Source organism: Micromonospora sp. DT47, from assembly GCF_049844475.1.
GTDB lineage: Bacteria > Actinomycetota > Actinomycetes > Mycobacteriales > Micromonosporaceae > Micromonospora.
Genome location: NZ_JBNCLC010000002.1, coordinates 497,167 through 522,558, shown reverse-complemented (window position 1 = coordinate 522,558; position 25,392 = coordinate 497,167). Strand labels below are relative to the sequence as shown.

The 25,392-nt window shown below is 73.6% G+C and carries 22 protein-coding genes; 13 read left to right on the top strand and 9 right to left on the bottom strand.

Going from position 1 to position 25,392, the window contains the following annotated elements; translation table 11 throughout:
- The first annotated feature begins 374 nt into the window (after positions 1–374).
- The 3 genes from ACLQ2U_RS05015 to ACLQ2U_RS05005 all read left to right on the top strand — a co-directional run bounded on the left by ACLQ2U_RS05015 (position 375) and on the right by ACLQ2U_RS05005 (position 5,100).
- Positions 375–569: a hypothetical protein gene (locus ACLQ2U_RS05015; protein ID WP_007456482.1), complete on the top strand. Its 195-nt coding sequence runs from the start codon at positions 375–377 to the stop codon at positions 567–569.
- 298 nt (positions 570–867) lie between these two features.
- Complete coding sequence (gene smc / locus ACLQ2U_RS05010) at positions 868–4,479, top strand: chromosome segregation protein SMC (RefSeq protein WP_425749321.1); 3,612 nt, start codon at positions 868–870, stop codon at positions 4,477–4,479.
- Positions 4,480–5,100, top strand: a complete 621-nt coding sequence (locus ACLQ2U_RS05005) for an HAD family hydrolase (RefSeq protein WP_425749320.1) — start codon at positions 4,480–4,482, stop codon at positions 5,098–5,100.
- Between the two features lie 96 nt (positions 5,101–5,196).
- Here ACLQ2U_RS05005 and ACLQ2U_RS05000 read toward each other — a convergent pair whose 3' ends face one another.
- Positions 5,197–6,150, bottom strand: coding sequence for an SMP-30/gluconolactonase/LRE family protein (locus tag ACLQ2U_RS05000; RefSeq protein ID WP_425749319.1), 954 nt, complete (start codon positions 6,148–6,150; stop codon positions 5,197–5,199).
- Positions 6,151–6,228: 78 nt separating this feature from the next.
- On the opposite strand from ACLQ2U_RS05000, the gene ACLQ2U_RS04995 reads away from it, so the two are divergent.
- Positions 6,229–7,203 carry a helix-turn-helix domain-containing protein gene (locus ACLQ2U_RS04995; RefSeq protein ID WP_425749318.1) on the top strand — a complete coding sequence of 325 codons (975 nt, stop codon included), beginning with the start codon at positions 6,229–6,231 and terminating at the stop codon, positions 7,201–7,203.
- Positions 7,204–7,222: 19 nt separating this feature from the next.
- Here the strand turns inward: ACLQ2U_RS04995 and ACLQ2U_RS04990 are convergent, their stop codons facing one another.
- The 5 genes from ACLQ2U_RS04990 to ACLQ2U_RS04970 form a co-directional block, all read right to left on the bottom strand.
- Positions 7,223–7,744, bottom strand: a complete 522-nt coding sequence (locus ACLQ2U_RS04990) for a DinB family protein (RefSeq protein ID WP_425749317.1) — start codon at positions 7,742–7,744, stop codon at positions 7,223–7,225.
- Positions 7,745–7,788: 44 nt separating this feature from the next.
- Positions 7,789–8,280 carry a universal stress protein gene (locus tag ACLQ2U_RS04985; RefSeq protein WP_425749316.1) on the bottom strand — a complete coding sequence of 164 codons (492 nt, stop codon included), beginning with the start codon at positions 8,278–8,280 and terminating at the stop codon, positions 7,789–7,791.
- A 4-nt stretch (positions 8,281–8,284) separates the two neighbouring features.
- The gene (locus ACLQ2U_RS04980; RefSeq protein WP_425749315.1) at positions 8,285–9,904 is read right to left on the bottom strand and encodes an MDR family MFS transporter; all 1,620 of its coding nucleotides are present in this window, start codon (positions 9,902–9,904) and stop codon (positions 8,285–8,287) included.
- A 113-nt stretch (positions 9,905–10,017) separates the two neighbouring features.
- Positions 10,018–10,455: a MarR family winged helix-turn-helix transcriptional regulator gene (locus ACLQ2U_RS04975; RefSeq protein WP_425749314.1), complete on the bottom strand. Its 438-nt coding sequence runs from the start codon at positions 10,453–10,455 to the stop codon at positions 10,018–10,020.
- Between the two features lie 24 nt (positions 10,456–10,479).
- Entirely contained in the window at positions 10,480–12,192 is a 1,713-nt protein-coding gene (locus ACLQ2U_RS04970; protein ID WP_425749313.1) for an alkaline phosphatase D family protein, read from the bottom strand.
- A 149-nt stretch (positions 12,193–12,341) separates the two neighbouring features.
- Between ACLQ2U_RS04970 and ftsY the strand changes: the two genes are divergently transcribed.
- The 8 genes from ftsY to ffh all read left to right on the top strand — a co-directional run bounded on the left by ftsY (position 12,342) and on the right by ffh (position 22,501).
- Positions 12,342–13,532: a signal recognition particle-docking protein FtsY gene (ftsY, locus tag ACLQ2U_RS04965; protein WP_425749312.1), complete on the top strand. Its 1,191-nt coding sequence runs from the start codon at positions 12,342–12,344 to the stop codon at positions 13,530–13,532.
- A gap of 7 nt (positions 13,533–13,539) precedes the next feature.
- Positions 13,540–14,403, top strand: coding sequence for an aminoglycoside phosphotransferase family protein (locus tag ACLQ2U_RS04960; protein ID WP_425749311.1), 864 nt, complete (start codon positions 13,540–13,542; stop codon positions 14,401–14,403).
- 230 nt (positions 14,404–14,633) lie between these two features.
- The gene (locus ACLQ2U_RS04955; protein WP_425749310.1) at positions 14,634–16,019 is read left to right on the top strand and encodes an ammonium transporter; all 1,386 of its coding nucleotides are present in this window, start codon (positions 14,634–14,636) and stop codon (positions 16,017–16,019) included.
- 25 nt (positions 16,020–16,044) lie between these two features.
- Positions 16,045–16,383, top strand: coding sequence for a P-II family nitrogen regulator (locus ACLQ2U_RS04950; RefSeq protein WP_425749349.1), 339 nt, complete (start codon positions 16,045–16,047; stop codon positions 16,381–16,383).
- A gap of 52 nt (positions 16,384–16,435) precedes the next feature.
- The gene (locus tag ACLQ2U_RS04945; RefSeq protein WP_425749348.1) at positions 16,436–18,778 is read left to right on the top strand and encodes a [protein-PII] uridylyltransferase; all 2,343 of its coding nucleotides are present in this window, start codon (positions 16,436–16,438) and stop codon (positions 18,776–18,778) included.
- A gap of 91 nt (positions 18,779–18,869) precedes the next feature.
- Positions 18,870–20,015, top strand: coding sequence for a sensor histidine kinase (locus ACLQ2U_RS04940; protein WP_425749309.1), 1,146 nt, complete (start codon positions 18,870–18,872; stop codon positions 20,013–20,015).
- Positions 20,012–20,668 (top strand): response regulator transcription factor, encoded by a 657-nt coding sequence (locus ACLQ2U_RS04935; RefSeq protein WP_425749308.1) that lies wholly within the window; start codon positions 20,012–20,014, stop codon positions 20,666–20,668. The genes ACLQ2U_RS04940 and ACLQ2U_RS04935 overlap by 4 nt, the downstream gene beginning before the upstream one ends.
- Before the next feature lie 279 nt (positions 20,669–20,947).
- Positions 20,948–22,501 (top strand): signal recognition particle protein, encoded by a 1,554-nt coding sequence (ffh, locus tag ACLQ2U_RS04930; RefSeq protein ID WP_425749307.1) that lies wholly within the window; start codon positions 20,948–20,950, stop codon positions 22,499–22,501.
- 91 nt (positions 22,502–22,592) lie between these two features.
- Here ffh and ACLQ2U_RS04925 read toward each other — a convergent pair whose 3' ends face one another.
- Together ACLQ2U_RS04925 and rpsD are read right to left on the bottom strand one after the other, a co-directional pair.
- Positions 22,593–22,754, bottom strand: coding sequence for a hypothetical protein (locus ACLQ2U_RS04925; RefSeq protein WP_425749306.1), 162 nt, complete (start codon positions 22,752–22,754; stop codon positions 22,593–22,595).
- Positions 22,751–23,362: a 30S ribosomal protein S4 gene (gene rpsD, locus ACLQ2U_RS04920; protein ID WP_425749305.1), complete on the bottom strand. Its 612-nt coding sequence runs from the start codon at positions 23,360–23,362 to the stop codon at positions 22,751–22,753. The genes ACLQ2U_RS04925 and rpsD overlap by 4 nt, the downstream gene beginning before the upstream one ends.
- Before the next feature lie 143 nt (positions 23,363–23,505).
- On the opposite strand from rpsD, the gene ACLQ2U_RS04915 reads away from it, so the two are divergent.
- Entirely contained in the window at positions 23,506–24,585 is a 1,080-nt protein-coding gene (locus ACLQ2U_RS04915) for an amidohydrolase family protein (protein WP_425749304.1), read from the top strand.
- Between the two features lie 110 nt (positions 24,586–24,695).
- Here the strand turns inward: ACLQ2U_RS04915 and ACLQ2U_RS04910 are convergent, their stop codons facing one another.
- The gene (locus ACLQ2U_RS04910) at positions 24,696–25,247 is read right to left on the bottom strand and encodes a TetR family transcriptional regulator (protein WP_425749303.1); all 552 of its coding nucleotides are present in this window, start codon (positions 25,245–25,247) and stop codon (positions 24,696–24,698) included.
- Positions 25,248–25,392 lie beyond the last annotated feature (145 nt).

Below are 25,392 nucleotides of genomic sequence, written 5' to 3'. Positions count from 1 at the left end.
CGTAGGAACCATGATCACTGATGTCTGTGCCCGTCTCCTACCCGCCCGATCCTCACTGACCTATTTGCGCGGCCTCTAAGGAAGAGTTAAGGCGACTTGGACTCACGAGGTGACCGTACGCACATTCCGGGGCGTACAGTTAAGAAGTCCGGACAGAGCGTGTCCGAGCCTTGGGGCCCCCGGCAAGTGAACAGGGTAGACGTGGAGATGATCTACGGCCTGCGAGAACTTGACGAAGGAGGGGGTTTCGGCTCAATATATAGGTGTCGCCAGTCGCGCCCGGTCATGCCCGCATAACGGCGGGTGGGCAGCCGCGAACACGAATTGGGCGCGCGTTGGCCGGCCTTTCCGGCAGCGCATATCAAGGAGTCAGCATGGCTAAGGCCCTGTACGGCCACGTAGGCGCAGCGCCCGACCGGCGTCTGCTCGACGAGGTCACCCGACTGCGTGCCAGGGTTCAGGCACTGGAGTTCGAGATCACGCGTCTGCGTGCCGACAATGATCGGCTCGCGGCGGCGGCGGCGGAGGCGGACGACCTCCTGCGGCTGGCCGAGCCCGCGCTGACCTGATCTTCGGCGTCGGAAAACTGAATCGCACCATCACGAAAACGCGCGCCGACACTTAAGTGCCGGCGCGCAGCTCTGTCTCCCGCACTTTTCGGCGTCGCAATTTCGCGATCTTGTCGGCCCGTCCCGGAACGGCTCCGTCCGGTCCGCCGTCACCATTACCGCCGGTGATCAATTCCCGGTCGCGGTGATGCGAGGCGGGTCGCGTGCCGGCCGGTCGTCGCCAAGGGGTTAGTCTGCGGGTTCGCCAGGTCCGCGCAGCCGGCGACGGTACGGCGGCCACCGGACGAGGATCGAGAAGGTGCATCTCAAGAGCCTGACGGTGAAGGGGTTCAAGTCCTTCGCCTCCGCGACGACGCTCAAGTTGGAGCCCGGGATCACCTGTGTGGTCGGCCCGAACGGCTCCGGCAAGTCCAACGTCGTCGACGCCATCGCCTGGGTGCTCGGCGAGCAGGGCGCCAAGGCGCTGCGCGGCGGCAAGATGGAGGACGTCATCTTCGCCGGCACCGCCGGGCGGGCCCCGCTGGGCCGGGCCGAGGTCACCCTCACCATCGACAACACCGACGGCGCGCTGCCGATCGAGTACACCGAGGTCTCCATCACCCGCCGGATGTTCCGCTCCGGCGAGAGCGAGTACGAGATCAACGGCGACTCCTGCCGCCTGCTCGACATCCAGGAGCTGCTGTCGGACTCCGGCATCGGCCGGGAGATGCACATCATCGTCGGGCAGGGCCGGCTCGACGGCATGCTGCACGCCAAGCCGGAGGACCGGCGGGCGTTCATCGAGGAGGCGGCCGGCGTCCTCAAGCACCGCAAGCGCAAGGAAAAGGCGCTGCGCAAGCTCGACGCGATGCAGATCAACCTCAACCGGCTCACGGACCTCACCGCCGAGCTGCGCCGCCAGCTCAAGCCGCTCGGCCGGCAGGCCGAGGTGGCCCGGCGGGCCGCCGCGATCCAGGCCAACCTGCGCGACGCCCGGCTGCGGCTGCTCGCCGACGACCTGGCCACCCTGCGCGCCACGCTGGACAAGGAGATCGCCGACGAGACCGCGCTGCGCGAGCGGCGGGAGCAGTTCGAGGGGGAGCACACCGAGGTGCAGGCCCGCCTCGGCGAGCTGGAGGCGGCCCTCGCGGAGGACGCGCCGCTGCTCGCCGCCGCGCAGGACACCTGGTACAAGCTCTCCGCACTCCAGGAGCGGTTCCGCTCCATCGAGCAGCTCGCCCGGGAACGGCTGCGCCACCTCAGCGCCACCCCCGACGGCGAGCGCCCCGGTCGCGACCCCGACCAGCTGGAGGCCGAGTCGCAGCAGGTCCGCGAGCAGGAGGAGGAGCTGCGCGCGGCGCTCACCGACGACCAGATCCGGCTGGCCGAGGCGGTCGAGCACCGGCAGGAGCTGGAACGGCAGCTCGCCGCCGCCGAGCGGGAGCTGGTGGCCGCCGCCAAGGCGATCGCCGACCGGCGGGAGGGGCTGGCCCGGCTGACCGGCCAGGTCAACTCGGCCCGCGCCCGGACCACCAGCGCCGGCGAGGAGATCGAGCGGCTCGCCGCCGCGCACGCCGACGCCCTCGCCCGGGCCGAGCGGGCCCAGGCCGACCTGGACGCGGTGGCCGAACAGTCCTCCGAGGCCGACCGGGACAACGCCGACCTCGACGAGCGGCACGCTGAGGCGGTCGCCGTCCAGGAGAAGGCGCAGGCGGCCCTCCGCTCCCTGGCCGACGCCGAGCGCGCCGCCGAGAAGGACGCCGCGACCTGGAAGGCCCGCGAGGAGGCGCTCGCCCTCGGGCTGCGCCGCAAGGACGGGGCCGGCGCGCTGCTCGCCCGGGCCGGTGAGGTGCCCGGGCTGCTGGGCGGCCTGGCCGGGCTGCTCACCGTCGCCCCGGGCCACGAGGCGGCCCTCGCCGCCGCGCTCGGCGGGCTCGCCGACGCGGTCGCGGTCAGCGGGGTGGACGAGGCCGTCGAGGCGATGCGGCTGCTCAAGATCTCCGACGCCGGCCGGGCCGGCCTGCTGGTGGGCAGCCCCGCCGGCCCGGGGATGGACGGCCCCGCCGACGCGCTGCGCCCCCGGCTGCCCGACGGCGCCCGCTGGGCGCCCGACCTCGTCGAGTGCGCCGCCGAGATCCGCCCGGCCGTGCACCGGGCGCTGCGCGACGTGGTGCTGGTCGACGACCTCGCGGCCGCGGCCGAGCTGGTCGCCGGCAATGCGGAGCTGCGCGCGGTCACCCCGGAGGGGGACGTGGTCGGGGCGTACGCGGCGGCCGGCGGGTCGGCCAAGGCGCCCAGCTACATCGAGGTGCAGGCCGCTGTCGAGGAGGCCCGGGCCAACCGGCTCACCGCCGAGCAGAGCGGCGCCGAGCTGCGCGCGCAGCTGGTCGACGCGCGCGCCGAGGTGGCCGCCGCCAAGGAGGCCGTGCAGCACGCCGCCGCCGCCAAGCGGGAGGCGGAGAGCCACCGCAACGCGGCCGCCCGGCGGCTGGCCGAACTCGGCGCCGCGGCCCGCTCGGCGAAGGCGGAGACCGACCGGCTGGGCGAGTCGCGGTCCCGCGCCGAGGCGGCCCGGGAACGGGACCTGCTGGCCCTGGCCGAGCTGGAGGAGCGGCTGCGGCTGGCCGAGGCCACCCCGCTCGACGCCGAACCCTCCACCGAGGAACGCGACCAGCTCGCCGCGATGGTGCCCCGGGCCCGTCAGAACGAGATGGAGGTCCGGCTCGCGGTGCGTACCGCCGAGGAGCGGGTCGCCTCGATCGCCGGCCGGGCCGACTCCCTCGCGCGGCAGGCCGCCGCGGAGCGCGCGGCGCGGGAGCGGGCCGCGGCCCGCCGGGCGGCGCGGACCCGCGGCGCGTCGATCGCCAGCGCCGTGGTCGGCGGCGCCCGCGAGGCGCTCACCCGGCTCACCGGGTCCATCGCCGCGGCCGAGGAGCACCGCGACGCCGTGGCGCGCGAGCGCGCCGCCCGGGAGGCCGAGCTGCAGGAGGTACGCGGCGCGGCCAAGCGGCTCGGCGCCGAGCTGGAGCGGCTGACCGGCCAGGTGCACCGGGACGAGGTGGCCCGGGCCGAGCAGCGGCTGCGCATTGAGCAGTTGGAGGCGAAGGCCGCCGAGGACTTCGGCCTGGACGTGGAGACCCTGGTCGCCGAGTACGGCCCCACCCAGCCGGTTCCGCCGACCCAGGTCGACGTGGCGGCGGCCGAACGCGACGGCCTGCCGGTGCCCGAACCGGTCCGCTACGAGCGGCCGGTGCAGGAGAAGCGGGCCGCCAAGGCGGAACGTGAGCTGGCCCTGCTCGGCAAGGTCAACCCCCTCGCGCTCGAGGAGTTCGCCGCACTGGAGGAGCGCTACAAGTTCCTCTCCGAGCAGCTGGAGGACCTCAAGGCCACCCGGCGGGACCTGCTCACCGTGGTCAAGGACGTCGACGACCGCATCCTGGAGGTCTTCGCCAGCGCGTTCGCCGACACCGCCCGGGAGTTCGAGCAGGTCTTCACCGTGCTCTTCCCCGGCGGCGAGGGCCGGCTGATCCTCACCGACCCGGAGGACCTGCTCACCACCGGCGTCGAAGTCGAGGCCCGGCCGCCGGGCAAGAAGATCAAGCGGCTCTCGCTGCTGTCCGGCGGGGAGCGCTCGCTGACCGCGGTGGCGATGCTGGTGGCGATCTTCCGCGCCCGGCCCAGCCCGTTCTACATCATGGACGAGGTGGAGGCGGCGCTCGACGACGTGAACCTGGGCAGGTTGATCACGTTGCTGGCACAGCTGCGGGAGAAGAGTCAGCTGATCGTCATCACGCACCAGAAGCGGACGATGGAGGTCGCCGACGCGCTCTACGGGGTGACCATGCGCAGCGGGGTCACCCAGGTGATCAGCCAACGGCTCAACCGGGCCGACGACGAGAACGAGCGGCACCGCCGCGGCGAGGAGAACTGAGTGGCTCGGGAACGCGCGACGGCGCTCCTGGTGGACTTCGACGGCGTGCTGCGCCGCTGGGACCCGGCGGTGGCCGCCGGCGTCGAGCGGGAGTACGGGCTCTCCGAGGGGGTGCTCGGCGAGATCGCCATGCAGTGGGGCCGGCTGCAGCCGGTGCTGACCGGCCGGGTCAGCCACGCCGAGTGGGTGACCAGCGTGGCGGAGGCGCTCACCGAGTCGGTGGGCAGCCCGGAGCGGGCCCGCGCCGCAGTCGAGCAGTGGCAGCGCTACCGGGGCGAGGTCGACCCCGAGGTGCTGGCCTTCATCCGTGAGGTCCGCGCGGCCGGGGTACGGCTCGGGCTGGGCACGAACGCCACCGACCTGCTCGACGCCGACCTGGCCGCGCTCGGCCTGACCGACGAGTTCGACGCGGTGGTCAACTCCTCGGCGATCGGTGTGCACAAGCCGGCGAAGGAGTACTTCCAGGCGGCCTGCGCGGCGCTGGAGACCCCGCCGGCGCGGGTGCTCTTCGTCGACGACGAGGACTGGGCGGTTCGGGGCGCCCGCGCCGCCGGCCTCTCCGCGCACCGCTGGAGCGGCCTCGCCGACCTGCGTTACCTGCGCGCGGCGCTGGCGTACTGACGCCGCCGAATCACTCACCCGTTTTCGCCGAGGTGGCGGCATCCCGAGCACGGGTGATGCCGCCACCTCGGCGGAACAGAGTGGATCAGTGGGCGGTCAGCGCAGGCCGGGGACCTGGGTCACCGTGAAGGGCGGGGTCGGTGTGGCGGCGTTGAGCTGGCTGTTGACCCAGAGCAGGCGGTCGGCGTCCCGGGCCAGGGTGGTCGGGGACTGCTCCAGGCCGGCCGGGTGGGACTGCCGGACCACCCGGGCGGTGCGCCGGTCGGGGTCGAGGACCGCCAGGTTCACCGCGAAGCTCCAGCCGCCCCGGCCGTCCGGGAAGTTCACCACGCCGTAGAGCCGGTCGCCGTCCAGCAGCAGCCCGTCGGCGCCCATCTGCCCGCCGGTCACCTCGACCGCGGTGACCGTACGGTCGCGCAGGTCCACCCGCCAGAGGCGTTCCGTGCCCGGCTCGCCGGTGCCCTGGTCGGCGACGAGCGCGACCCGGCCGTCGGCGGTGGCGACGATGCCGTTGAGGAAGCCCGGGGCGGCGGGGAAGGCGGCCGGGGTGATCCAGGGGGTGAGGTCGCCGACCTCCCCGCCGTCGATCGCGGCCCGCCAGAGCACGCCGCTGGTCGAGTCGGTGACGTAGACGGCGTCGTCGGTGATGACCAGGTCGTTGAGGGCGGCGCCGGCGGCCGCCACCCGCTTCGCCAGCAGCCTGCCGTCCGGAGCGTGGACGAAGAGGGTGGCCGTGTCATACCCGGCGATGAAGAGCCGGCCGAGGCGGTCCACGTGCACCCCGGCGGCGTGCGTCCGGCCGTCAGAGCCGGCGGGGAGGAACGGTCGCATCACCCGCTCCCGGGTGTCACCGCGGTAGACCGCCCCGGTCCCGACGCTGGTCACGTACATGGTGCCGTCCCGGGTGACGGCGATGCCCTCGGGCAGCACCCCCGGCTCCCGGGAGACGACGTATGTGTTGGGGCGCTGCGGAGCGGCGAGCGCGGGCTGCGGGACGGCGACGGTGAGGGCGGCCAGTCCGGCGGTGGCGGCGGCGCGGAGATTCGTCATGGGGTGAGGGTCGGTGCCGGCCCGGCCGCGCCTCCACCCCCTTTCGGCCGTGCCTGAAAGGTGGCTAGCGTTCTCGGCATGATGACCCTGCACCTCAACGCGACGGATCTCAGCCGCACCGTGCTGCGGTCCGCGCCCGCGGTGCTGCTGGAGCTCGGGGCGGCCGGCCAGCGCCTCTTCGAGGCCACCGTCCCGGAGCACCTCGCCGCCTGGCAGGCCCGTACCCGCGCCGCGCTGCGCCCCGAGATGCGCCCGTACCTGGACCTGTGCCGCCTGCCCTGGTGGTTCCCGGACTTCCTCACCCCGCCGAGCTTCGGCCGCGACCTGGCGACCGGGCTCGACGAGGTCGCGGCCACCCCGGCGGCCACCCTGGAGGCGGAGCTGCGGCCCCGGATCGAGGCCGGCGACCTCCCGCCGCGGGTCGGCGCCCTGGCCGCCGGTGCGCCCGCTGCCCGGCAGCGGCTCCGGGCCGCGATGGTCGCGTTCCACGAGGTGGCGGTGGCCCCGTACTGGGACACCGTCACGGCGGCCGTGCAGGCGGACCGGGCGGTGCGAGGACACACCATGGTGGACGCCGGGATCGACCCGGTGCTGCGCAACCTCAGCCCGTACCTGTTCTGGAAGCCGTGCGGGGAGAGGTACGAGCTGTCGTACGAGTGCGGGTTCGCCAACGAGATCGCCCTGGCGCCCGCCGGCCGGGGGGTCACCCTGGTGCCGTCCTACCTGGTGCCGCGGCCGTGCGTCCTCGACGACCCGACCGGCCCGCTCGTCCTGGCCTATCCCATCCGACCGACCCGGCGCGAGCTGACCAGCGGCAAGCCCCTCGCCGACCTGCTGGGGCGGACCCGGGCGGCGGTGCTGGGCGCGATCGCGGATGGTCCGAGCACGTCTCAGGTCGCCCGGACGATCGGCATCTCGGTCGCCTCGGCCAGCCAGCACACCACGACGCTGCGCTCGGCCGGACTGATCAGCACGCACCGGGCGGGCTCCGCCGTACGGCACACCCTGACCCCGCTCGGCCAGCACCTGCTGCGGGCCGGGCGCGCGGGGTGAAGGGCGCCCGGCGGGCGGGTCAGTCGCCGGTGACGCCGTCGAGGCGTTCGCGGATCAGATCGGCGTGGCCGTTGTGCCGGGCGTACTCCTCGATCATGTGGACGTAGACCCAGCGCAGGTTGAACGTCCGCTTCTTCGAACCCACCTCGGTGAACGTCTCGTCGAGTGAGTGACCGGCCGCGGCGGCGCGGGCCAGTTCGACCTCGCGGTGCCAGGTGGCGAAGTCGGCCTCGGCGTCGGCGGTGCTGACGTCGTGGTCGGCGTCCGGCGTCTCCGTGGTGAAGTACGGGTAGTCGACCTTCTCCCCGGCGAAGTTCTCCCGGAACCACCAGGCCTCCACCTCGGCCAGGTGCCGGACCAGGCCGAGCAGGGTCAGCCCGGACGGCTCCACGCTCGGCGTCCGCAGCTGCTCGGGGGTCAGTCCGGCGCACTTGAGCAGCAGGGTCTGCCGGTGGTAGTCCAGCCAGCTCTCCAGCATGGTGCGCTCGTCGCCGACTTTGACTTCAGGGGTCCGGGTGATCTCCGGTGCTCTCCAGGTCATGCCGGCCATCCTGGCGGACGGGTGCGACAGCGGCGAGTGGTTATTCAGGGCACGACGACGACCGGCCAGCGCCCGGTGCGGACCAGCCGGGTGGCGACCGAGCCGACCAGGCGGTGCCCGGCCTGCTCGGACGACCCGACCACCACCAGGTCCGCGCGCGTCTCGTCGGCCGCCCGGCAGAGTTCGGTGTACGCGTCCCCGCGCCGGCACAGGAAGGTCACCGGCACCCCGAACTCCTCGGCCCCACGCCGGCACTCCCGGCGCAGCTCCTCGGCCAGCTCGTCATGGGTCCGCTGCACCGCCCCGGCGTCCACCCCGGGCACCAGGGCGGCGAAGCCGGCCGGCGAGCTGACGAAGACGACCACCAGGGCGGAGCCCTGCCGGCGGGCCAGGCCGGCGGCGTACCAGCCGGCCCGCTCGGAGGTCCGGGTGCCGTCCACGCCGACCAGGACCACCCGGGGCCCGTCGGTGCCGCGTTCGAACGGCAGTGGACGGGCCTCCGGGCCGTACTCCTCACGATCGACCGGGGTGCTCATCGGGTCAGTCCCGGATGCCGGTCCGTGCCACGGCCGCCCCGCCGCCGGCCGCGACGGCAGACTCCTGCTCGACCTCGGCGGCGATCGGGTCGCTGTTGTGCCGGCGCAGCGGCACCTCCTTGATGAAGCTGACCGCGATCAGGGCGATCAGCCCGAACGGGGCGGCGGCCAGGAAGATGTCCCCGGCGCCGTGGCCGTACGCGCTCTCGACCACGGCGCGGATCGGAGCCGGCAGGGTGTGCACGTCGGGCAGGGTCCCGTCGCCGCCGGAACCGGAGGCGGGGATGCCGAGCCCGGCGAGCCCGTCGGCGATGTAGTCCTTGACCTTGTGGCCGAGGACCGCGCCGAGCGCGGAGACGCCGATCGCGCCGCCCAGGCTCCGGAAGAAGGCGGCCACCGAGCTGGCCGCGCCGAGCTCGTGCGCGCCGACGGTGTTCTGCACGGCGAGCACCAGGTTCTGCATGGTCATGCCGAGCCCGATGCCGATCAGGGCCATGTACGAGCTGAGCAGCCAGTAGTCGGTGTCGGCGCGGAGTGTGCCCATCAGGGCGAAGCCGACGGTGAGCAGCGCCGAGCCGGCCACCAGGTAGCGCTTCCAGCGCCCGGTGTTGGTGATGATCCGGCCGGTCACGGTGGAGGAGACCAGCAGGCCGAGGATCATCGGCAGGGTCATCAGGCCGGACATGGTGGGGCTCTCGCCGCGGCTGATCTGGAAGTACTGGCTGAGGAAGACCGAGGCGCCGAACATGCCGACGCCGACCGCGACGCTGGCCACCACGGCGAGGGTGATGGTCCGGTTGCGGAACAGATGCGGCGGGATCACCGGCTCGCTGGCCCGGGTCTCCACCCGGACGGCGAGGGCGGCGAGCAGCAGCGCGCCGGCCACCATGACGGCGGTCTGCCAGGAGAGCCAGTCGTACTTGTCGCCGGCCAGGGAGACCCAGATCAGCAGCACCGAGACGGCGGCGGTGATCAGCGTGGCGCCCCACCAGTCGATCTTCGCCTCGCGCTTGACCACCGGCAGGTGCAGGGTCTTCTGGAGCACCAGCAGGGCGAGGACGGCGAACGGCACCCCGACGTAGAAGCACCAGCGCCAGCCGAGCCAGGAGGTGTCCACGATCACGCCGCCGATCAGCGGGCCGCCGATGGTGCCGACCGCCATCACCGCGCCGAGGTAGCCGCTGTAGCGACCCCGCTCGCGCGGCGCGATCATCGTCGCCATGATCACTTGGGCCAGGGCGGTGAGGCCGCCGGCGCCGACTCCCTGCAGCACCCGGCAGGCGATCAGCTGCTCGGTGGACTGGGAGAGCCCGGCCAGCACCGAGCCCAGCACGTAGATCGCCAGGGCCAGCTGGACCAGGACCTTCTTGCTGGTCAGGTCGGCGAGCATGCCCCAGAGCGGGGTGGTCGCGGTGGTCGCCAGCAGCGTGGAGGTGACCACCCAGGTGTACGCGGACTGGCCGCCGTGCAGTTCGGTGATGATCCGCGGCAGCGCGTTCGAGACGACCGTGGAGGAAAGGATCGCGACGAACATGCCCAGCAGCAGGCCGGAGAGGGCCTCCAGGATCTGCCGGTGGGTCATGTCGACGGCGGTCGCCCGGCTGGGCGCTGGCGCCTGGGTCATCGTGGCTGCCTCCGGTGGGAGTCGAGGGGGAAGTGTTGCCTCAGGCAACCGTACGACTTAGTTGCCTGAAGCAACAACTCGACGTGACGCGGCGCTGTTCCGCCCCGGACCGGTCAGAAGGTGTCGTTGAAGCGGTGCAGCAGCCGGGCGAACTCCTCGACGTCCCGCTTCGGCCAGCGCTCCATCGTCCGGCGGATCTGCCCCATCCGGGCGGCCCGGGCCGCGTCGAAGCGGCGGGTGCCCTCCTCGGTGAGGCTGAGCTGCGCCGCCCGCCGGTCGGTCGGGTCCGGGTCGCGGCGCACCAGACCGAGCCCCTCCAGCCCGTGGATCTGCCGGCTCAGCGTGCCCTTGCCGATGCCCAACCGGGTGGCCAGGTCGGTCAGCCGGATCGAGCCGGACCGGCGCAACCAGAGCAGCAGCCCGTACGCGTTGGGCTCCAGGTTGGGGTGCACCTCGCGGGCGATCTCCCAGGAGAACGCCCGCCCCCGGCGCAGCAGCGCGGTCAGTTCGTGCTCCACCGCGCGCAGGGTCTCCGGCAGGTGATCGTCCACGGCACAGAGCGTACGGTGCCCAGCTCAGTCCGCCGGGGCGAGTCGCTGCCGGGCCACCTCGCGCAGGTGACCGTCGCCGGTGGTCCCCTCGATCAGCACCTCGGCGCGCCGGCCGGTGTGCTCCAGCGTGGCCACCGCGTTGCCGAAGTACGGGCCGACCAGCTTCTTCCAGCGCACCGTCGGGCGGCGTACCCCGGCGGAACGGGCCAGCGCCCGGGTGGCCGCAGCCGGCCCCGGGTTCCAGCCCAGCTTCATCAGCGGGCGGATCGCGGCCGGCACCTGGTTGTGGATCGGCGAGCAGGTGAGCTGGTGCACGGGGGTGCGCACCGACGGGTCGTCGAACCGGGCCCGGGCCACGTACGAGTGGTGCACGTCCCCGGAGAGCACGCTGATCGAGGCCGGTGGCGCGTACGCGGGCCCGGCGCCGACCCGGTCGCCGGTCGCGCCCGGCGTGCCGCTGCCGAGCCGGACGAAGAGCGCGCCGAGGTCGTCGAAGGAGCGCCGGAAGGCGGCCCAGTGCTCCAGGTCCAGGGCCCGGCGCAGCCGCTCGGCGAGTCGGGCCACCCAGGGCCGGCCCGAGTCGGCGAGCCGCTCGTTCCACGCCTCCACGTGGTGGATGCCCGGCGGGAGCAGCCAGGGCAGCGAGGTGCCGACCACCAGGTGGTCGTAGACGCCGTGCGCCCGGTCCAGGAACCAGGACCACTCGCCGGGCGGCAGCATCGCCCGGTTGCCCGGGTCGAGCACCCGGCTGCACCGGTTGTCCAGCATGACCAGCCGGGTCCGGCCCAGGTCCAGGGCGTAGCTCCACTGGTACTGCACGGCCCGCCAGCGCTCGGTGTCGTGCGCCTCGTCGGCCTCCCTGTCGACCCGCTCGCCGAACTCGCGCAGCACGTCGGTGGCGTCCTCGGCGGCGACCACCTTGGCGTACAGCGGGTCGTCGGCGATCTCGTCCGGGGACAGGTTGCCCAGGTGCTGGTAGACCCAGTAGGAGGCGAGCCCGCTGCGGATCCGCTCGGCCCACCAGGGCTGCTCGCGCGTCTCCGCCCGCCAGGACGCCGAGGTGTTCCAGTCGTCGATCACCTCGTGGTCGTCGAAGATCATCGCGCTGGGCACGGTGGAGAGCAGCCAGCGGATCTCCGGGTCGCGCCACGACTCCAGGTAGAGCTTGGTGTACTCGTCGAAGCTGACCACCTGGTCGGCCGGGGCGTCCTTCGGCCGCCGCCGGCGCCGCTTGAGCAGCCGCTTCACCGTCGGCGAGGTGACGTCGGCGTAGACCTGGTCGCCGAGCAGCACCAGCAGGTCGGGCAGGGCGGCCGGCCCCGGGTCGGCGATCAACCGTCGGGCGTACGCGTCGAGCGCGTCCGGCGGCAGCCGCCGGGTGGTGGCGTGCTGGGTGGTCTCCCGGCACGAGCCGAAGATCAGCTTCACCGGCTGGTCCCGGTCATCGCCGGCCCGGGTCCGGATCACGCTGGGCGGGAACCCGCTCTCCGGGACCGGCCAGGCCACCTCGCCGTCGACCAGCACCTGGTAGGCGGTGGCGCTGTCCGGGGTGAGCCCCTCCACCACGACGAGGGCGTAGTGGTGGTCGTACGCGGAGAAGGTGGGTGCGGTGCCGGAGGCGCCGTCGGCGGTGCGGACGGTGACCACGGCGGGCACACTCGTCTCGACCCAGACGGTGGCCCGGGTGCCGACCACCCGCCGCAGCAGGGGACCGATCAGCAGGCGGGCGGCGGACATCGTGGACCTCCGGGATGAGCGAGCTTCATGTTTACTACCCCGCCCGCGGTCGCACCACTGCTGGCTGCGGTCGAGCCTACCGCCGGCTTCCGAACGGCCCCGGGTGCCGTGGTGAAGACGTCGTCGCGGGCATCTGACAGGATTTCGGCATGAAGGAATACCTCCTCATCGCGCTCGCCCTGCTCGGTGTGCTGATCCTCGGCGGCCTCAGCCTGGTGGTGCCCCGGTTGCGTCGGCGCCCCGAGCCGCCGCTGCCGGAGACCGAGGTCGACACCCGGGCCGAGGAGGACCTGGCCGGTCCGCCGGTCGAGGCGCCGGAGTCCGACCTGTCCACCGGCGTCCTGGTCGAGCCGCCGGTGGTCGAGGCGCCCCCCGCGCCGCCGCTGGAGGTCCCGGAGCCGACCGCCGGCCGCCTCGTCCGGCTGCGCTCCCGGCTGTCCCGCTCGCAGAACGCCTTCGGCAAGGGCCTGCTCGGCGTGCTCAGCCGGGACCACCTCGACGAGGACGCCTGGGAGGAGATCGAGGACAGCCTGATCACCGCGGACGTCGGCATCGACGCCACCCGCGAGATCGTCGACCGACTCCGGGAGCGGACCCGGGTGCTCGGCACCCGGTCGGCCGGCGAGCTGCGCGCCCTGCTCGCCGCCGAGCTGGTCAACGCCCTCGACCCGAGCCTGGACCGGTCGCTGAAGACCGAGCCCAAGGACGGCATGCCGGCGGTGCTGCTGGTGGTCGGCGTCAACGGCGCCGGCAAGACCACCACCTGCGGCAAGATCGCCCGGGTGCTGATCGCCGACGGCCGCAGCGTGACCCTCGGCGCGGCCGACACCTTCCGGGCCGCCGCCGCCGACCAGCTGGAGACCTGGGCCCGCCGGGTGGGCGCGGAGACCGTCCGCGGGCCGGAGGCCGCCGACCCGGCCAGCGTCGCCTTCGACGCGGTCCGCCGGGGCATCGACGCCGGCACCGACACCGTACTGATCGACACCGCCGGCCGGCTGCAGAACAAGATCGGCCTGATGGACGAGCTGGGCAAGGTCAAGCGGGTGGTGGAGAAGCACGGCCCGATCGACGAGACACTGCTCGTGCTCGACGCCACCACCGGCCAGAACGGCCTGGAACAGGCCCGGGTCTTCACCGAGGTGGTCAACGTGACCGGGGTGGTGCTGACCAAGCTCGACGGCACCGCCAAGGGCGGCATCGTGATCGCCGTGCAGCGCAAGCTCGGCATCCCGGTCAAGCTGGTCGGCCTCGGCGAGGGGGCGGACGACCTGGCCCCGTTCGACCCGGCGCAGTTCGTCGACGCGCTGCTCGGCACCGAGCCGCTCGCCCGGGACGCGTAACCTCGCGGTGACGAACGACGATCGCGCGTACGCCGGGTGGCGGGACCCCCGTGACCCGGCGCCGGGCCTCGGGAGACCGTACGTGACTTCGCAGGAGATCCCGCTGCACGGCGGGAACGTGAGCACCGTGGTGCGGGTCGGTGACACCGTCCGGCGCAACGCCGGGCCGTGGACGCCCTCGGTGCACGCCCTGCTGCGTCACCTGGAGTACGTCGGGTTCACCGGCGCGCCCCGCGCCCTGGGCATGGACGAGCGCAACCGCGAAGTCCTGTCATACCTGGAGGGGGAGTGCGGGGAGTACCCGCTGGCCCCGCACTGGGTCACCGACGAGGCGCTGGTGACCGTGGCCACCATGCTGCGGATGTTCCACGACGCCCAGTACGGCTTCGCCCCGCCGCCCGGCGCGGTCTGGCGCTCGTTCGGCCCGCCCCCGCCGGACACCGAGGTGATCTGCCACCACGACGCCGCCCCGCACAACGTGATCTGGCGGCCGGACGGCACCCTCGGGCTGATCGACTTCGACCTCGCCTCGCCCGGCGCCCGGATCTACGACGTGGCGTACGCGGCCTGGACCTGGGTGCCGATCTTCGCCGACCGGGACTCGATCACCCTCGGCTGGAAGCGCCCCGACCGGCCGCGCCGGCTGCGCCTCTTCGCCGACGCGTACGGGCTGATCCCGCGCGACCGGCACCGGCTGATCCGGACCATCCGCAAGCGGATCGTCGACCACGTCGAGGGCATCCGCCGGATGGCCGCCGCCGGGGAGCCGGCGTTCGTCCGGATCGTGCACAAGGGTCACCTCCGTCGCCCGATGCGCGACCTGCGGCTGCTCGACTACGAGCGGCACGCCCTGGAGAACGCCCTGCGCTGACTTCCGCCATCCCGCGACGAGTGGCCGTTCCGCGGGGAACGGCCACTCTTTCCGTTCCCGGGGACCAAGATCAGGCTTCTTCACACGCCGGAAACAACCCGTCACGCATCGGAAATCGAGCGGTGTCGGTGAAGGAAACAGCGGGCGGCCAGAGTTCCCGCAACCGGCTGACGGGCGATGCTGCCAGGTTCCAGTCGGATGGGAGGACTTCCACACCGAGAGGAGGCAGCGTGGAGATCAACACCGGCAACACCGCCTGGTTGCTCCTGTCGTCTGCGCTCGTGCTGCTCATGACGCCGGGTCTGGCCCTGTTCTACGGCGGGCTGAACCGGTCCAAGGGCGTACTCAACATGATGATGATGAGCTTCTCCGCGATCGGGCTCATCTCCGTTCTCTGGGTCATCTACGGCTTCAGCCTCGCGTTCGGCACCAACGCCAGCGCGGGCGTCAACAACGTGATCGGCAGCTTCACCCAGTACCTCGGCACCGAGACCAGCTTCATCGGCGAGGAGTGGCTGTTCCTCGGCGCGGGGACCGGCATCCCGACGTACGTCTTCATGGTCTTCCAGATGATGTTCGCGATCATCACGGTGGCCCTGATCTCCGGCGCCGTCTCCGACCGGCTCAGGTTCTCCGGCTGGCTGCTCTTCGCCCTCGCCTGGTTCACGCTGGTCTACATCCCGGTCGCGCACTGGGTCTGGGGTGGCGGCTTCATCGGCTCCAAGATCAAGGCCCTCGACTTCGCCGGTGGCACCGCGGTGCACATCAACGCCGGTGCCGCCGCACTCGGGCTGGTCCTGGTGCTCGGCAAGCGGATCGGCTGGCCCCGGGAGAGCTTCAAGCCGCACAACATCCCGTTCGTGGCGCTCGGCGCTGGTCTGCTCTGGTTCGGCTGGTTCGGCTTCAACGCCGGCTCCGAGCTGACCGTCGACGGCACCACCGCGGTGGCCTTCGTCAACACCCAGGTGGCCACGGCCGCCGGTGTGCTCGGCTGGGTCCTGGTGGAGTGGGTGCGCAACAAGAAGCCGACGCTGGTCGGCGCCTCCTCCGGCGCCATCGCCGGCCTGGTCGCCATCACCCCGGCCTGCGGCTTCATCGCCCCGCTGCCGGCGGTGCTGCTCGGCCTGATCGCCGGCGGGGTCTGCGCGGTGGCGGTCAGCCTGAAGTACAAGCTCGGCTTCGACGACTCGCTCGACGTGGTCGGCGTGCACTTCGTGGCCGGCTGGATCGGCTCGCTCTTCATCGGCTTCTTCGCCACCCTCCAGGTCAACTCCGCCATCGAGGGCCTGGGCGCCAGCGAGGGCCTGTTCTACGGTGGTGGGGTCACCCAGCTCGGCCGGCAGGCGCTGGCCAGCGGCATCGTCTCGGTCTACTCCTTCGGGGTGGCCGCGCTGATCGCTCTCGCCGTCAAGGCCCTGATCGGGCTCCGTTCCGACCCCGACGACGAGATCGCCGGCATCGACGTGGCCGAGCACGCGGAGAGCGCGTACGACCTGTCGCCGACCACCGGCAGCGCCGGCGGTGGGGCGTTCGCGATGGCCGGGCTGACCCCGGGCGCCGCGAAGCCGGCCTCGGACGAGGCCGCCGAGCCGGTCAACGAGAAGGTCGCCGGTTAACGTTCCAGGGATGGAGGGGTTGGACATGAAGCTGGTGACCGCGGTCATCAAGCCGTACCAGCTGGACGCGGTGAAGGAGGCCCTGCACGCCCTCGGCGTGGCCGGCCTGACCGTCAGCGAGGTCCAGGGGTACGGGCGGCAGAAGGGGCACACCGAGGTCTACCGGGGTGCCGAGTACACGGTCGAGTTCCTGCCCAAGATCCGGGTCGAGGTGCTCACCGACGAGATGGACGTCGACAAGATCGTGGACGCCATCGTGGCGGCGGCCCGGACCGGGAAGATCGGCGACGGCAAGGTCTGGGTGACCGCCGTCGAGGAGGTCGTCCGGGTCCGGACCGGCGAGCGCGGCCTCGACGCCCTGTAGGAGGCCACCACTGATGACCCCGTTGACCAGGAACGACGCGTCGGATACCCCCATTTCCGCCGGTGCCGGCCTCCTGGTCGACGGGGTCGTCCGGGTACCCGCCGGGATCGGCGAGGCGGCCCGGCAGGAGCGGGCGGAGGCGTTCGACGCCTGGCTGACCTCGCTGCTGCCGCCCCGGGCCGGCATCGCGCTGGTCGCCGTCGGCGGACTGGGGCGGCGGCAGTGCGCGCCGCACGGCGATCTCGACCTGGTGCTGCTGCACGCCGGGGTGCCCGGCGTGGACGAGCTGGCCGCGTCGCTGTGGTACCCGATCTGGGACGCCGGGCTGCGGCTGGACCATTCGGTGCGCACCCTCGCCGAGGCGCTCTCCGTCGCCCAGGACGACGTCAAGGTCGCCCTGGGCCTGCTCGACGCCCGCTTCGTCGCCGGTGACCGGGCGCTCGCCGACATCCTCACCCGGACCGCCACCGACCACTGGCGGCGGACCGCGGTCCGCCAGCTGCCCGGCCTGCGGGAGATCACCGCCGCCCGCTGGCGTACCCACGGGGAGCTGGCCTTCCTCCTCGAGGGCGACCTCAAGGAGGCCGCCGGCGGGCTACGCGACGTCGGCATCCTGCGGGCCATCGCCACCGCCGGCATCACCGACGCGCTGCGCCCCGCCGTCCGCGCCGCCCACCTGCGCCTGCTGGACACCCGTGACGCCCTGCACCACCAGGTCGGCCGCCGGGTCGACCGGTTGGTCGCCCAGGAACGCGACGGGGTCGCCGCGCTGCTCGGCCTACGACAACTCCAGCCCGGCGCGTCTGACGCCGCGCAGCTCCGACAACTCCAGCCCGGCGCGTCTGACCCCGCGCAGCGAGCTGGAGCCGTCGCTGGAGCCGTCGTGCACGACGGCGATGCCCTGCTGCGCCGGGTCGCCGGCGACGCGCGCACGATCAGCCACGCCCTCGACGACGCCTGGCGGGCCGCCGACCGGCTCCGCTCCGGCCGCCGCCGGGGCGCCGACGGCCGCCCGCTGCGCCGCCCGGTCGCCCGGGACGTCGTGGAGCACGACGGCGAGCTGGTGCTGGCCCGGACCGCCATCGGCGCCCGCCCCGACCCGAGCCTGTCGCTGCGGATGGCCGCCGCGGCGGCCACCACCCGGCTGCCGATCGCCCGGGCCACCTGCGAGTGGCTGGCCGCGTACTGCCCGCCGCTGCCCGCGCCCTGGCCGCCGGCCGCCCGGGCCGCGCTGACCACCCTGCTCGGCGCCGGCCCCGGCCTGGTGCCGGCCTGGGAGACCTGCGACCGGTACGGGCTGATCGACGGCTGGCTGCCCGAGTGGACCCGGCTGCGCAGCCTGCCCCAGCACAACCCGGTGCACCGCTACACCCTCGACCGGCACCTCGTGCAGACCGCGTACGAGGCGAGCCGGCACACCCGCGAGGTGGACCGCCCCGACCTGCTGCTGCTCGGCGCCTTCCTGCACGACATCGGCAAGGGACTCCCGGGCGACCACAGCACCGTCGGCGTGCCGGTCGCCGAGGCGGTCGCCACCCGGATCGGCCTGCCGCCCGCCGAGGCCACGCTGATCGGCACGCTGGTCCGGCTGCACCTGCTGCTGCCCGACGTGGCCACCCGACGGGACCTCTCCGATCCGGTGACCATCGCCGGGGTGGCCGAGCGGGTCGGCGACACCACCACCCTGGACCTGCTGCACGCCCTGGTCCGTGCCGACGCGGCGGCCACCGGCCCGGCCGCCTGGTCGGACTGGAAGGGCCGGCTGATCGCCGAACTGGTCGGCCGGGTGCGTACCGCGCTGGACACCGGCGCGCTGCCCGCCCCGCCCGCCCCGGACCCGGCGTTGGTGGCCGGGCCGCTGCCGGTCGTACACCTGACCGAGGACCGGGTGGCGGTGGTCGCGGCGGACCGGCGCGGCCTGCTCGCGACGGTGGCCGGCTGCCTGGCGCTGCACCGGCTGGAGGTGCTCTCCGCGGACGCCACCACGGTCGACGGCCGGGCCCTGGTGCAGTGCCGGGTGCAGCCGCGCTACGGCCTGGCCCCCGACCCGATCGCACTCAGCACCGACCTGCGCCGGGCGGTGGGCGGCGACGTCTCGGTCACTCAGCGGCTGCGCGGCCGGGCCCTCGCGGCGCGGGGCGAGGGGGCCGCGCCGCGGGTGGTCTGGCACCGGGGGGCCGCCACCGACGCGGTGCTGCTGGAGCTGCGCGCCGCCGACGCCGCCGGGCTGCTCTACCGGGTGACCTGCGCCCTGGACGAGGCCGGCGCCCAGGTCCGGGCGGCCCGGATCTCCACCCTCGGCGCCGACGTGGTGGACGCGTTCTACCTCGTCGGCGGCTGGCCCGACGATGCCGAACGGGCCCGGCTGGAGGCGGCGGTCCTGGCCGCGGTCTGAGCCGCCGTCGCCCGGCTACGCCCCGGTGCGTACGCCGTCGGTCGCTTCCGGACGCACGACGGTTACCGATGGCCGGGGCAGAATGACCGGCATGCACGCCGTGGACCAGCCCGGAAGTCGTCGCCAGGAGGCGGCGGCCGACCTGGCGTTGGCCCTGGTCCTGCTGCTCCTCGGGCTGCTCGCCACCGGCCCGGCCGGCCGCAACCAGGCCGCCGCCACGCCCGTCGACGCCTGGTGCCTCACCCTGGTCGGGATCGCCACCCTCGCGCTGACCGGGCGACGCATCGCCCCCCGCGCGACCCTCGCCGTGGTCAGCGTCGTCGTCTCCGCCTACCTGGTGCTCGGCTACCCGTACGGCCCGGTGCTGCTCAGCTTCCTGATCGCCGTCTACACGGTGGCGGTGCGGCTGCCGATCCGTTCGGCCGCCGTCGCCGCGACGGCCGCGCTCGCGGTGATCCTGGTGCACGTGTTCTGGTCCCGGAGCGCCTCGCCCGGCCTGGCCGGGGTGCTGCCCGGATCGGCCTGGGTGGTCGTACCGTTCGCGCTGGCCGTGGCGGTGCGGACCAACCGGGAGAGTGTCGCCCGGGCCCATGCCGAGCAGGCCCGGCAGCTGGCCGACGGCGAGCGGCTGCGGGTCGCCCGCGAGGTGCACGACGTGGTGGGCCACGGCCTGGCGGCGATCCACATGCAGGCGGAGATCGCGCTGCACCTGCTGGCCAAGCGGCCGGGACAGGCCGAGACCGCGTTGCGGGCGATCAGCCGGACCAGCAAGGAGGCCCTGGACGAGCTGCGGGTGACGCTCACCGTGGTCCGCCGGGACGAGGCGGACGCGCAGCGGGCGCCGGCGCCCGGGCTGGACCAGGTGCCGCAGCTGCGCGACCGGCTGGCCGGCGCCGGGGTGCCGGTCACCGTGACGGTCGACGGTGAGCCCCGGACGCTTCCCGTCGCGGTCGACCTGGCCGCGTACCGGGTGGTGCAGGAGTCGTTGACCAACGTGCTGCGGCACGCCGGGCAGGCCACCGCCGCCGTCCGGCTCCGGTACGCCCCCGCCGACATCGCCGTGGAGGTGACCGACACCGGCCGGGGCGCCCCGACCGGGCCCGGGCCGGGCGGCGGGTACGGGCTGGCCGGAATGCGGGAGCGGGTCACCGCGCTCGGCGGGTCCTTCAGCGCCGGCCCGGACCCCGGCGGCGGGTTCCGGGTGTCCGCGACGCTGCCGGTGGAGGAGGCTCCATGATCACGGTGTTGCTCGCCGACGACCAGGACCTGATCCGGATCGGGCTGCGCGCCCTGGTGGAGAGCGAGGACGACCTGAGGGTGGCCGGTGAGGCCGCCGACGGCCTGCGCGCCGTGGAGCTGGCCCGCTCCGAGCGCCCGGACGTGGTGCTGATGGACGTCCGGATGCCGGGGGTGGACGGCATCGAGGCGACCCGCCGGATCGTCGCCGACCCGGAGCTGGCCGGTACCCGGGTGGTCGTGCTGACCACCTTCGAGCTCGACGAGTACGTCTTCGACGCGCTGCGGCACGGCGCCAGCGGCTTCCTGACCAAGGACACCCCGCCGGCCGAACTGCTGCGGGCGATCCGCCTGGTCGCCGAGGGTGAGGCGCTGCTGTCGCCCTCGGTGACCCGGCGGGTGGTCCGGGAGTTCGCCACCCGGCCGGCCCGGGTGCCCCGCCCGCATCCCCGGCTGGACGCCCTCACCGACCGGGAACGGGAGGTGGTGGGGCTGGTCGGCGAGGGGTTGAGCAACGCCGAGATCGCCGGGCGGCTGGTGATCAGCCCGGCCACCGCGCGTACCCACGTCAGCCGGGCGATGGTCAAGCTGGGCGCCCGGGACCGGGCCCAGCTGGTGGTCTTCGCGTACCAGTCGGGGTTGGTCACCTCGTGATCGTCTGGCTCAACGGGGCGTTCGGCGCCGGCAAGACCACGGTCGCCGCCCAGCTGTGCCGGCAGCTGCCCACCCCGCGCCGCTTCGACCCCGACGGGTCGACGCCGACCGGGTGACGACCCGGGCGCGGCCGATCCGGCGGCCGGGCGGGTGGCCGAGCCGGGCGGGTGGCCAGGCGGGCCGGAGCGCGGGTGCTGGCGGCGGGCTACCCTTGCGGGTGGCCGGACACCTTGCCCGGCCGCGTTGTGCCCGCCGGAACACTGACAAACGGGATGTTCTGTGTTTGACACCTTGAGTGACCGCCTGTCCGGGATCTTCACCAAGCTCCGCGGCAAGGGTCGGCTCACCGACGCCGACATCGACGCCACCGCGCGCGAGATCCGCATGGCGCTGCTGGAGGCCGACGTCGCCCTGCCGGTGGTCAAGGGCTTCATCGCGAACCTCAAGGAGCGGGCGCGGGGCGCCGAGGTCTCCGAGGCGCTCAACCCGGCGCAGATGATCATCAAGATCGTCAACGAGGAGCTGGTCAACATCCTCGGCGGCGAGGGGCGGCGGCTCCAGTTCGCCAAGCAGCCGCCCACCGTGATCATGCTGGCCGGTCTGCAGGGTTCGGGTAAGACCACCCTCGCCGGCAAGCTGGCCCGCTGGCTCAAGGCCCAGGGCCACCAGCCGCTGCTGGTCGCCGCCGACCTCCAGCGCCCCAACGCCGTCGGGCAGCTCCAGGTGCTCGGTGGGCGCGCCGGAGTCGAGGTGTACGCCCCGGAGCCCGGCAACGGCACCGGTGACCCGGTGCAGGTCGCGCGCGCCTCGATCGAGCACGCCAAGCGCGCCGCCCGGGACATCGTCATCGTCGACACCGCCGGTCGGCTCGGTATCGACGCCGAGATGATGCAGCAGGCCGCCGACATCCGCGACGCGGTCGACCCGGACGAGGTCATCTTCGTCATCGACGCGATGGTCGGGCAGGACGCGGTCCGCACCGCCGAGGCGTTCCGCGACGGCGTCGGCATCACCGGCGTGGTGCTCTCCAAGCTTGACGGTGACGCCCGCGGTGGCGCCGCGCTCTCCGTCCGCGAGGTGACCGGGCAGCCGATCCTCTTCGCCTCCACCGGCGAGAAGCTGGAGGACTTCGACGTCTTCCACCCCGACCGGATGGCCAGCCGGATCCTCGGCATGGGCGACGTCCTCACTCTGATCGAGCAGGCCGAGCAGGCCTTCGACACCGATCAGAAGGAGAAGATGACCGCCAAGCTGATGGGCGGCGAGCAGTTCACCCTGGATGACTTCCTCGACCAGCTCATCGCGGTCCGCCGAATGGGCCCGATCGCCAACGTGCTGGCCATGATGCCCGGCATGGGGCAGATGAAGGACCAGCTCGCCGAGCTGGACGACAAGCACTTCGACCGGGTCACTGCGATCATCCGGTCGATGACCCCGGGCGAGCGGACCAACCCGAAGATCATCAACGGCTCCCGGCGGGCCCGCATCGCCAACGGCTCCGGAGTCGCCGTGATGGACGTCAACCAGCTGCTCAACCGCTTCGCCGATGCGCAGAAGATGATGAAGCAGATGGGCGGCATGATGGGCCTGCCCGGCGGTGGCCGGCGCAAGGCGACGAAGTCGCCGAAGAACAAGCGCAAGGGCACCAAGGGCGGCGGCCGGCCGCGTACCGGGGCGGGCGCCGGGCTGCCGGGCGGCTTCCCGGGCGGCATGCCGCAGCTCCCGCCGGGGATGGACCCGGGCGACCTGGCCGGCGGCCAGGGCCTGCCGCCGGGCTTCAAGCTCCCGAAGATCGACTTCAACAAGCTCGGCAAGGGCGACGGCAAGCGCTGACGTCCGGGTTGGTACGGCCGGCGCCCGTCGCCGCCATCCGGGTCGCCCCGGTTCCGCCGGGTGGCGGCCGTGACCGCCACCCGTTCGCGGGTCACCGTCCCGGTGCCGGCTTCGGCGGGTGCCGACCCGTCAAGCTTTCCAGCCGCGCCTTCTTGTGCTCGGCGCGGCGCCGCTGCCGCGGCGTCAACTCCGGCCGGCCACTCTGCCGCAGGTAGTTGGGCACCCGCCGCTCGTTCGGAATCGGCATGCTCATCGGGCGACCCCCTCTTCGGCGCGGACGGCGAGGGGGACCTCCCGCAGCGCGGGCACCTCCTGCCGTCGCGGCTCCCGGGTCAGGGTCGCGGTGAACCGCTCCGGCCTGACCTCCAGGTACGGCGGTGCGTCGCCCTCGGCGTGGTCGGCCACGGCGACCACGACCGGCGCACGGCCCTGCCGGTCCGGGCGCACCTCGATGGTCTGCCCCGGCCGGACGAGGTACGAGGGCCGGTTGACCTTGCCGCCGTCGACGGTGAAGGTGTTGTGGGCGACCAGGTCCCGTGCCTCGTCGATTGAACGCGCGAAGCCGGCCCGGTGCACCAGCGAGTCCATCCGCTGTTCCAACTGTTCGACCAGGTTCTGCGCCGTGTCACCCGGCTGCCGGGCCGCCGTCACCACCGCCCGGGCCAACTGCCGCACGCGCAGGTCGTACGCGGCGCGGACGTGCTGCTGGTCGGAGGCGGTGAGCTCGTACCCGCGCGGGGCGCGCCGCGGTCCGCCGCGGACGCCGATCGGGTGCCGCTGCCGGCGCAGCCGGTAGCCGTGCGCCGGATGGAGCGGGACCTCGTCCGTGGGCGAGGGACGTACCTTCGTCCGGACAGCCATCTTTCCTCCCTGAGCTCTCGCGGTCCCACCACCGTTCACCGTGACCGGGTGAGGCGGCCCCACCCGGTCCGGGTGAACGCGCCGTCCGGGCGACGAGCGGCCCGCCCGGGCGCGGTGGCGGATGATCCGGTAGGACTGTGCACATGGCTCTGCATGTGCGCGGTGTGCTCCTGCCGGACGACGAGGTCCGGGATCTCTGGCTGGTCGGCGACCGGGTCACCTTCGAACCGGTGCCCGGCGCGGAGACCGTGGTGGACGGCGGGTTCGTGCTGCCCGGCCTGATCGACGCGCACTGCCACATCGGCATCGCCCGCGGCGGCGGCCCGATCACCTCGCTCGACCAGGCCCGCGAGCTGGCCCGCACAGACCGGGACGCCGGGGTCCTCGCGATCCGGGACGCCGGCTCGCCGTACCCGTACCCCGAACTCGACGACGAGCCGGACCTGCCGCGACTGGCCCGCGCCGGCCGGCACGTCGCCCCGCCGAAGCGCTACCTGCGCGACATCGGCGTGGAGGTCGGCGCGGCGGAGGTCGCCGCGACGGTCACCGCACAGGCCGCCGCCGGCAACGGCTGGGTCAAGCTGGTCGGCGACTGGATCGACCGCGGCGTCGGCGACCTCGCACCGGCCTGGGACGCCGACACCATGACCGCGGCCGTCGCCGCCGCGCACGCCGCCGGGGTACGCGCCGCGGTGCACACCTTCTCCGAGTCCGCCGTGGAGATCATGGTGCGGGCCGGGGTGGACTCGGTGGAGCACGGCACCGGCCTCAGCCTCGACCTGATCGACCTGATGGCCCGGCAGGGCACCGCGCTGATCCCCACGATGATCAACATCCGTACCTTCGGCGGCATCGCCGACCAGGCCCGCGCCAGGTTCCCCGGGTACGCCGACCACATGATCGCCCTGCGCGACCGCTTCCCCGAGGTGGTCCGCGCCGCGTACGAGGCCGGGGTGCCGATCTACGTGGGCACCGACGCGGGCGGCGGGATCGACCACGGGCTGGCGGCCGAGGAGATGCTGCTGCTGCACGAGCAGGCCGGCATGTCCCCGGTGGACGTCCTCGCCGCCGCCTCCTGGAAGGGCCGCGACTGGCTGGGCTTCCCCGGCCTGACCGAAGGCGGCCTCGCCGACCTCACCGTCTACCCCGAGGACCCCCGCACGGACCTCCGCGTGGTCCGCGCCCCCGCCCGGACCATCCTCCGCGGCCGCGTCATCCACTGACCCCGCCCCTTGATCCATTCCGGATCGGCGACGTGGCGGTATCGGGCCAGCGGGGACACCGCCACATCGCCGACCTGGAGTCGATCACCCGGGTCGGGGCCGGGCCGGCGTCAGGGGCTGGCCGCGAGGAACAGGTGGAGGGCGAGGTCGGCCAGGGCGCTCGCCGTGTCGTCCACCGGGGCCTGGGGGAGGACGATGTGGCTGACCACCAAACGGACGATGGTGTCGGCGGCGAACGCCAGCCGCGCCGGGTCGGCCGCCGGCAGGTGGGCGCGTGACCACTCCAGCAGCGCGCCGGAGGCCTCGGTGAGCACCAGTTCGGAGCGGGTGGTCAGGTACGGCAACAGCTCGTCCGAGCCGCCCCGGGCGCTGGTCAGGATCGACTTGATCAGCGGATTCTCCGCCGCCTCGGCGAGGGTGTGCCGGATGGCCGCGTACGCGCCCGCCCGGACGTCCGCGCCGTACGCGTGCAGCGCGGTGCGCACCTCGGCGACGAACCGGTCCACCTCGCGCCGGGCGAGGGCCTCGGCCAGCCCGGCATTGCTGCCGAACTCGTTGTAGACGGCCTGCCGGCTGACCCCGGCCGCGGTGGCCACGCCGCCCATCCGTACCCCGTCCCAACCGGACGCGACGCTCTGCGCGCGGGCGGCGTCGATGATCATGTCCCGCAGCCGCTGCCGGGCGGAATCCCTCAGCTCACCCCATCGTGGTCGAAGTCTACGATCGCCCGGCCGGGGCGCCCAGGCCCGGCGACGCGACACGACACGGCACCTCCCGGGCGCAGGGGCGACCCGGACGCCGCCTAGG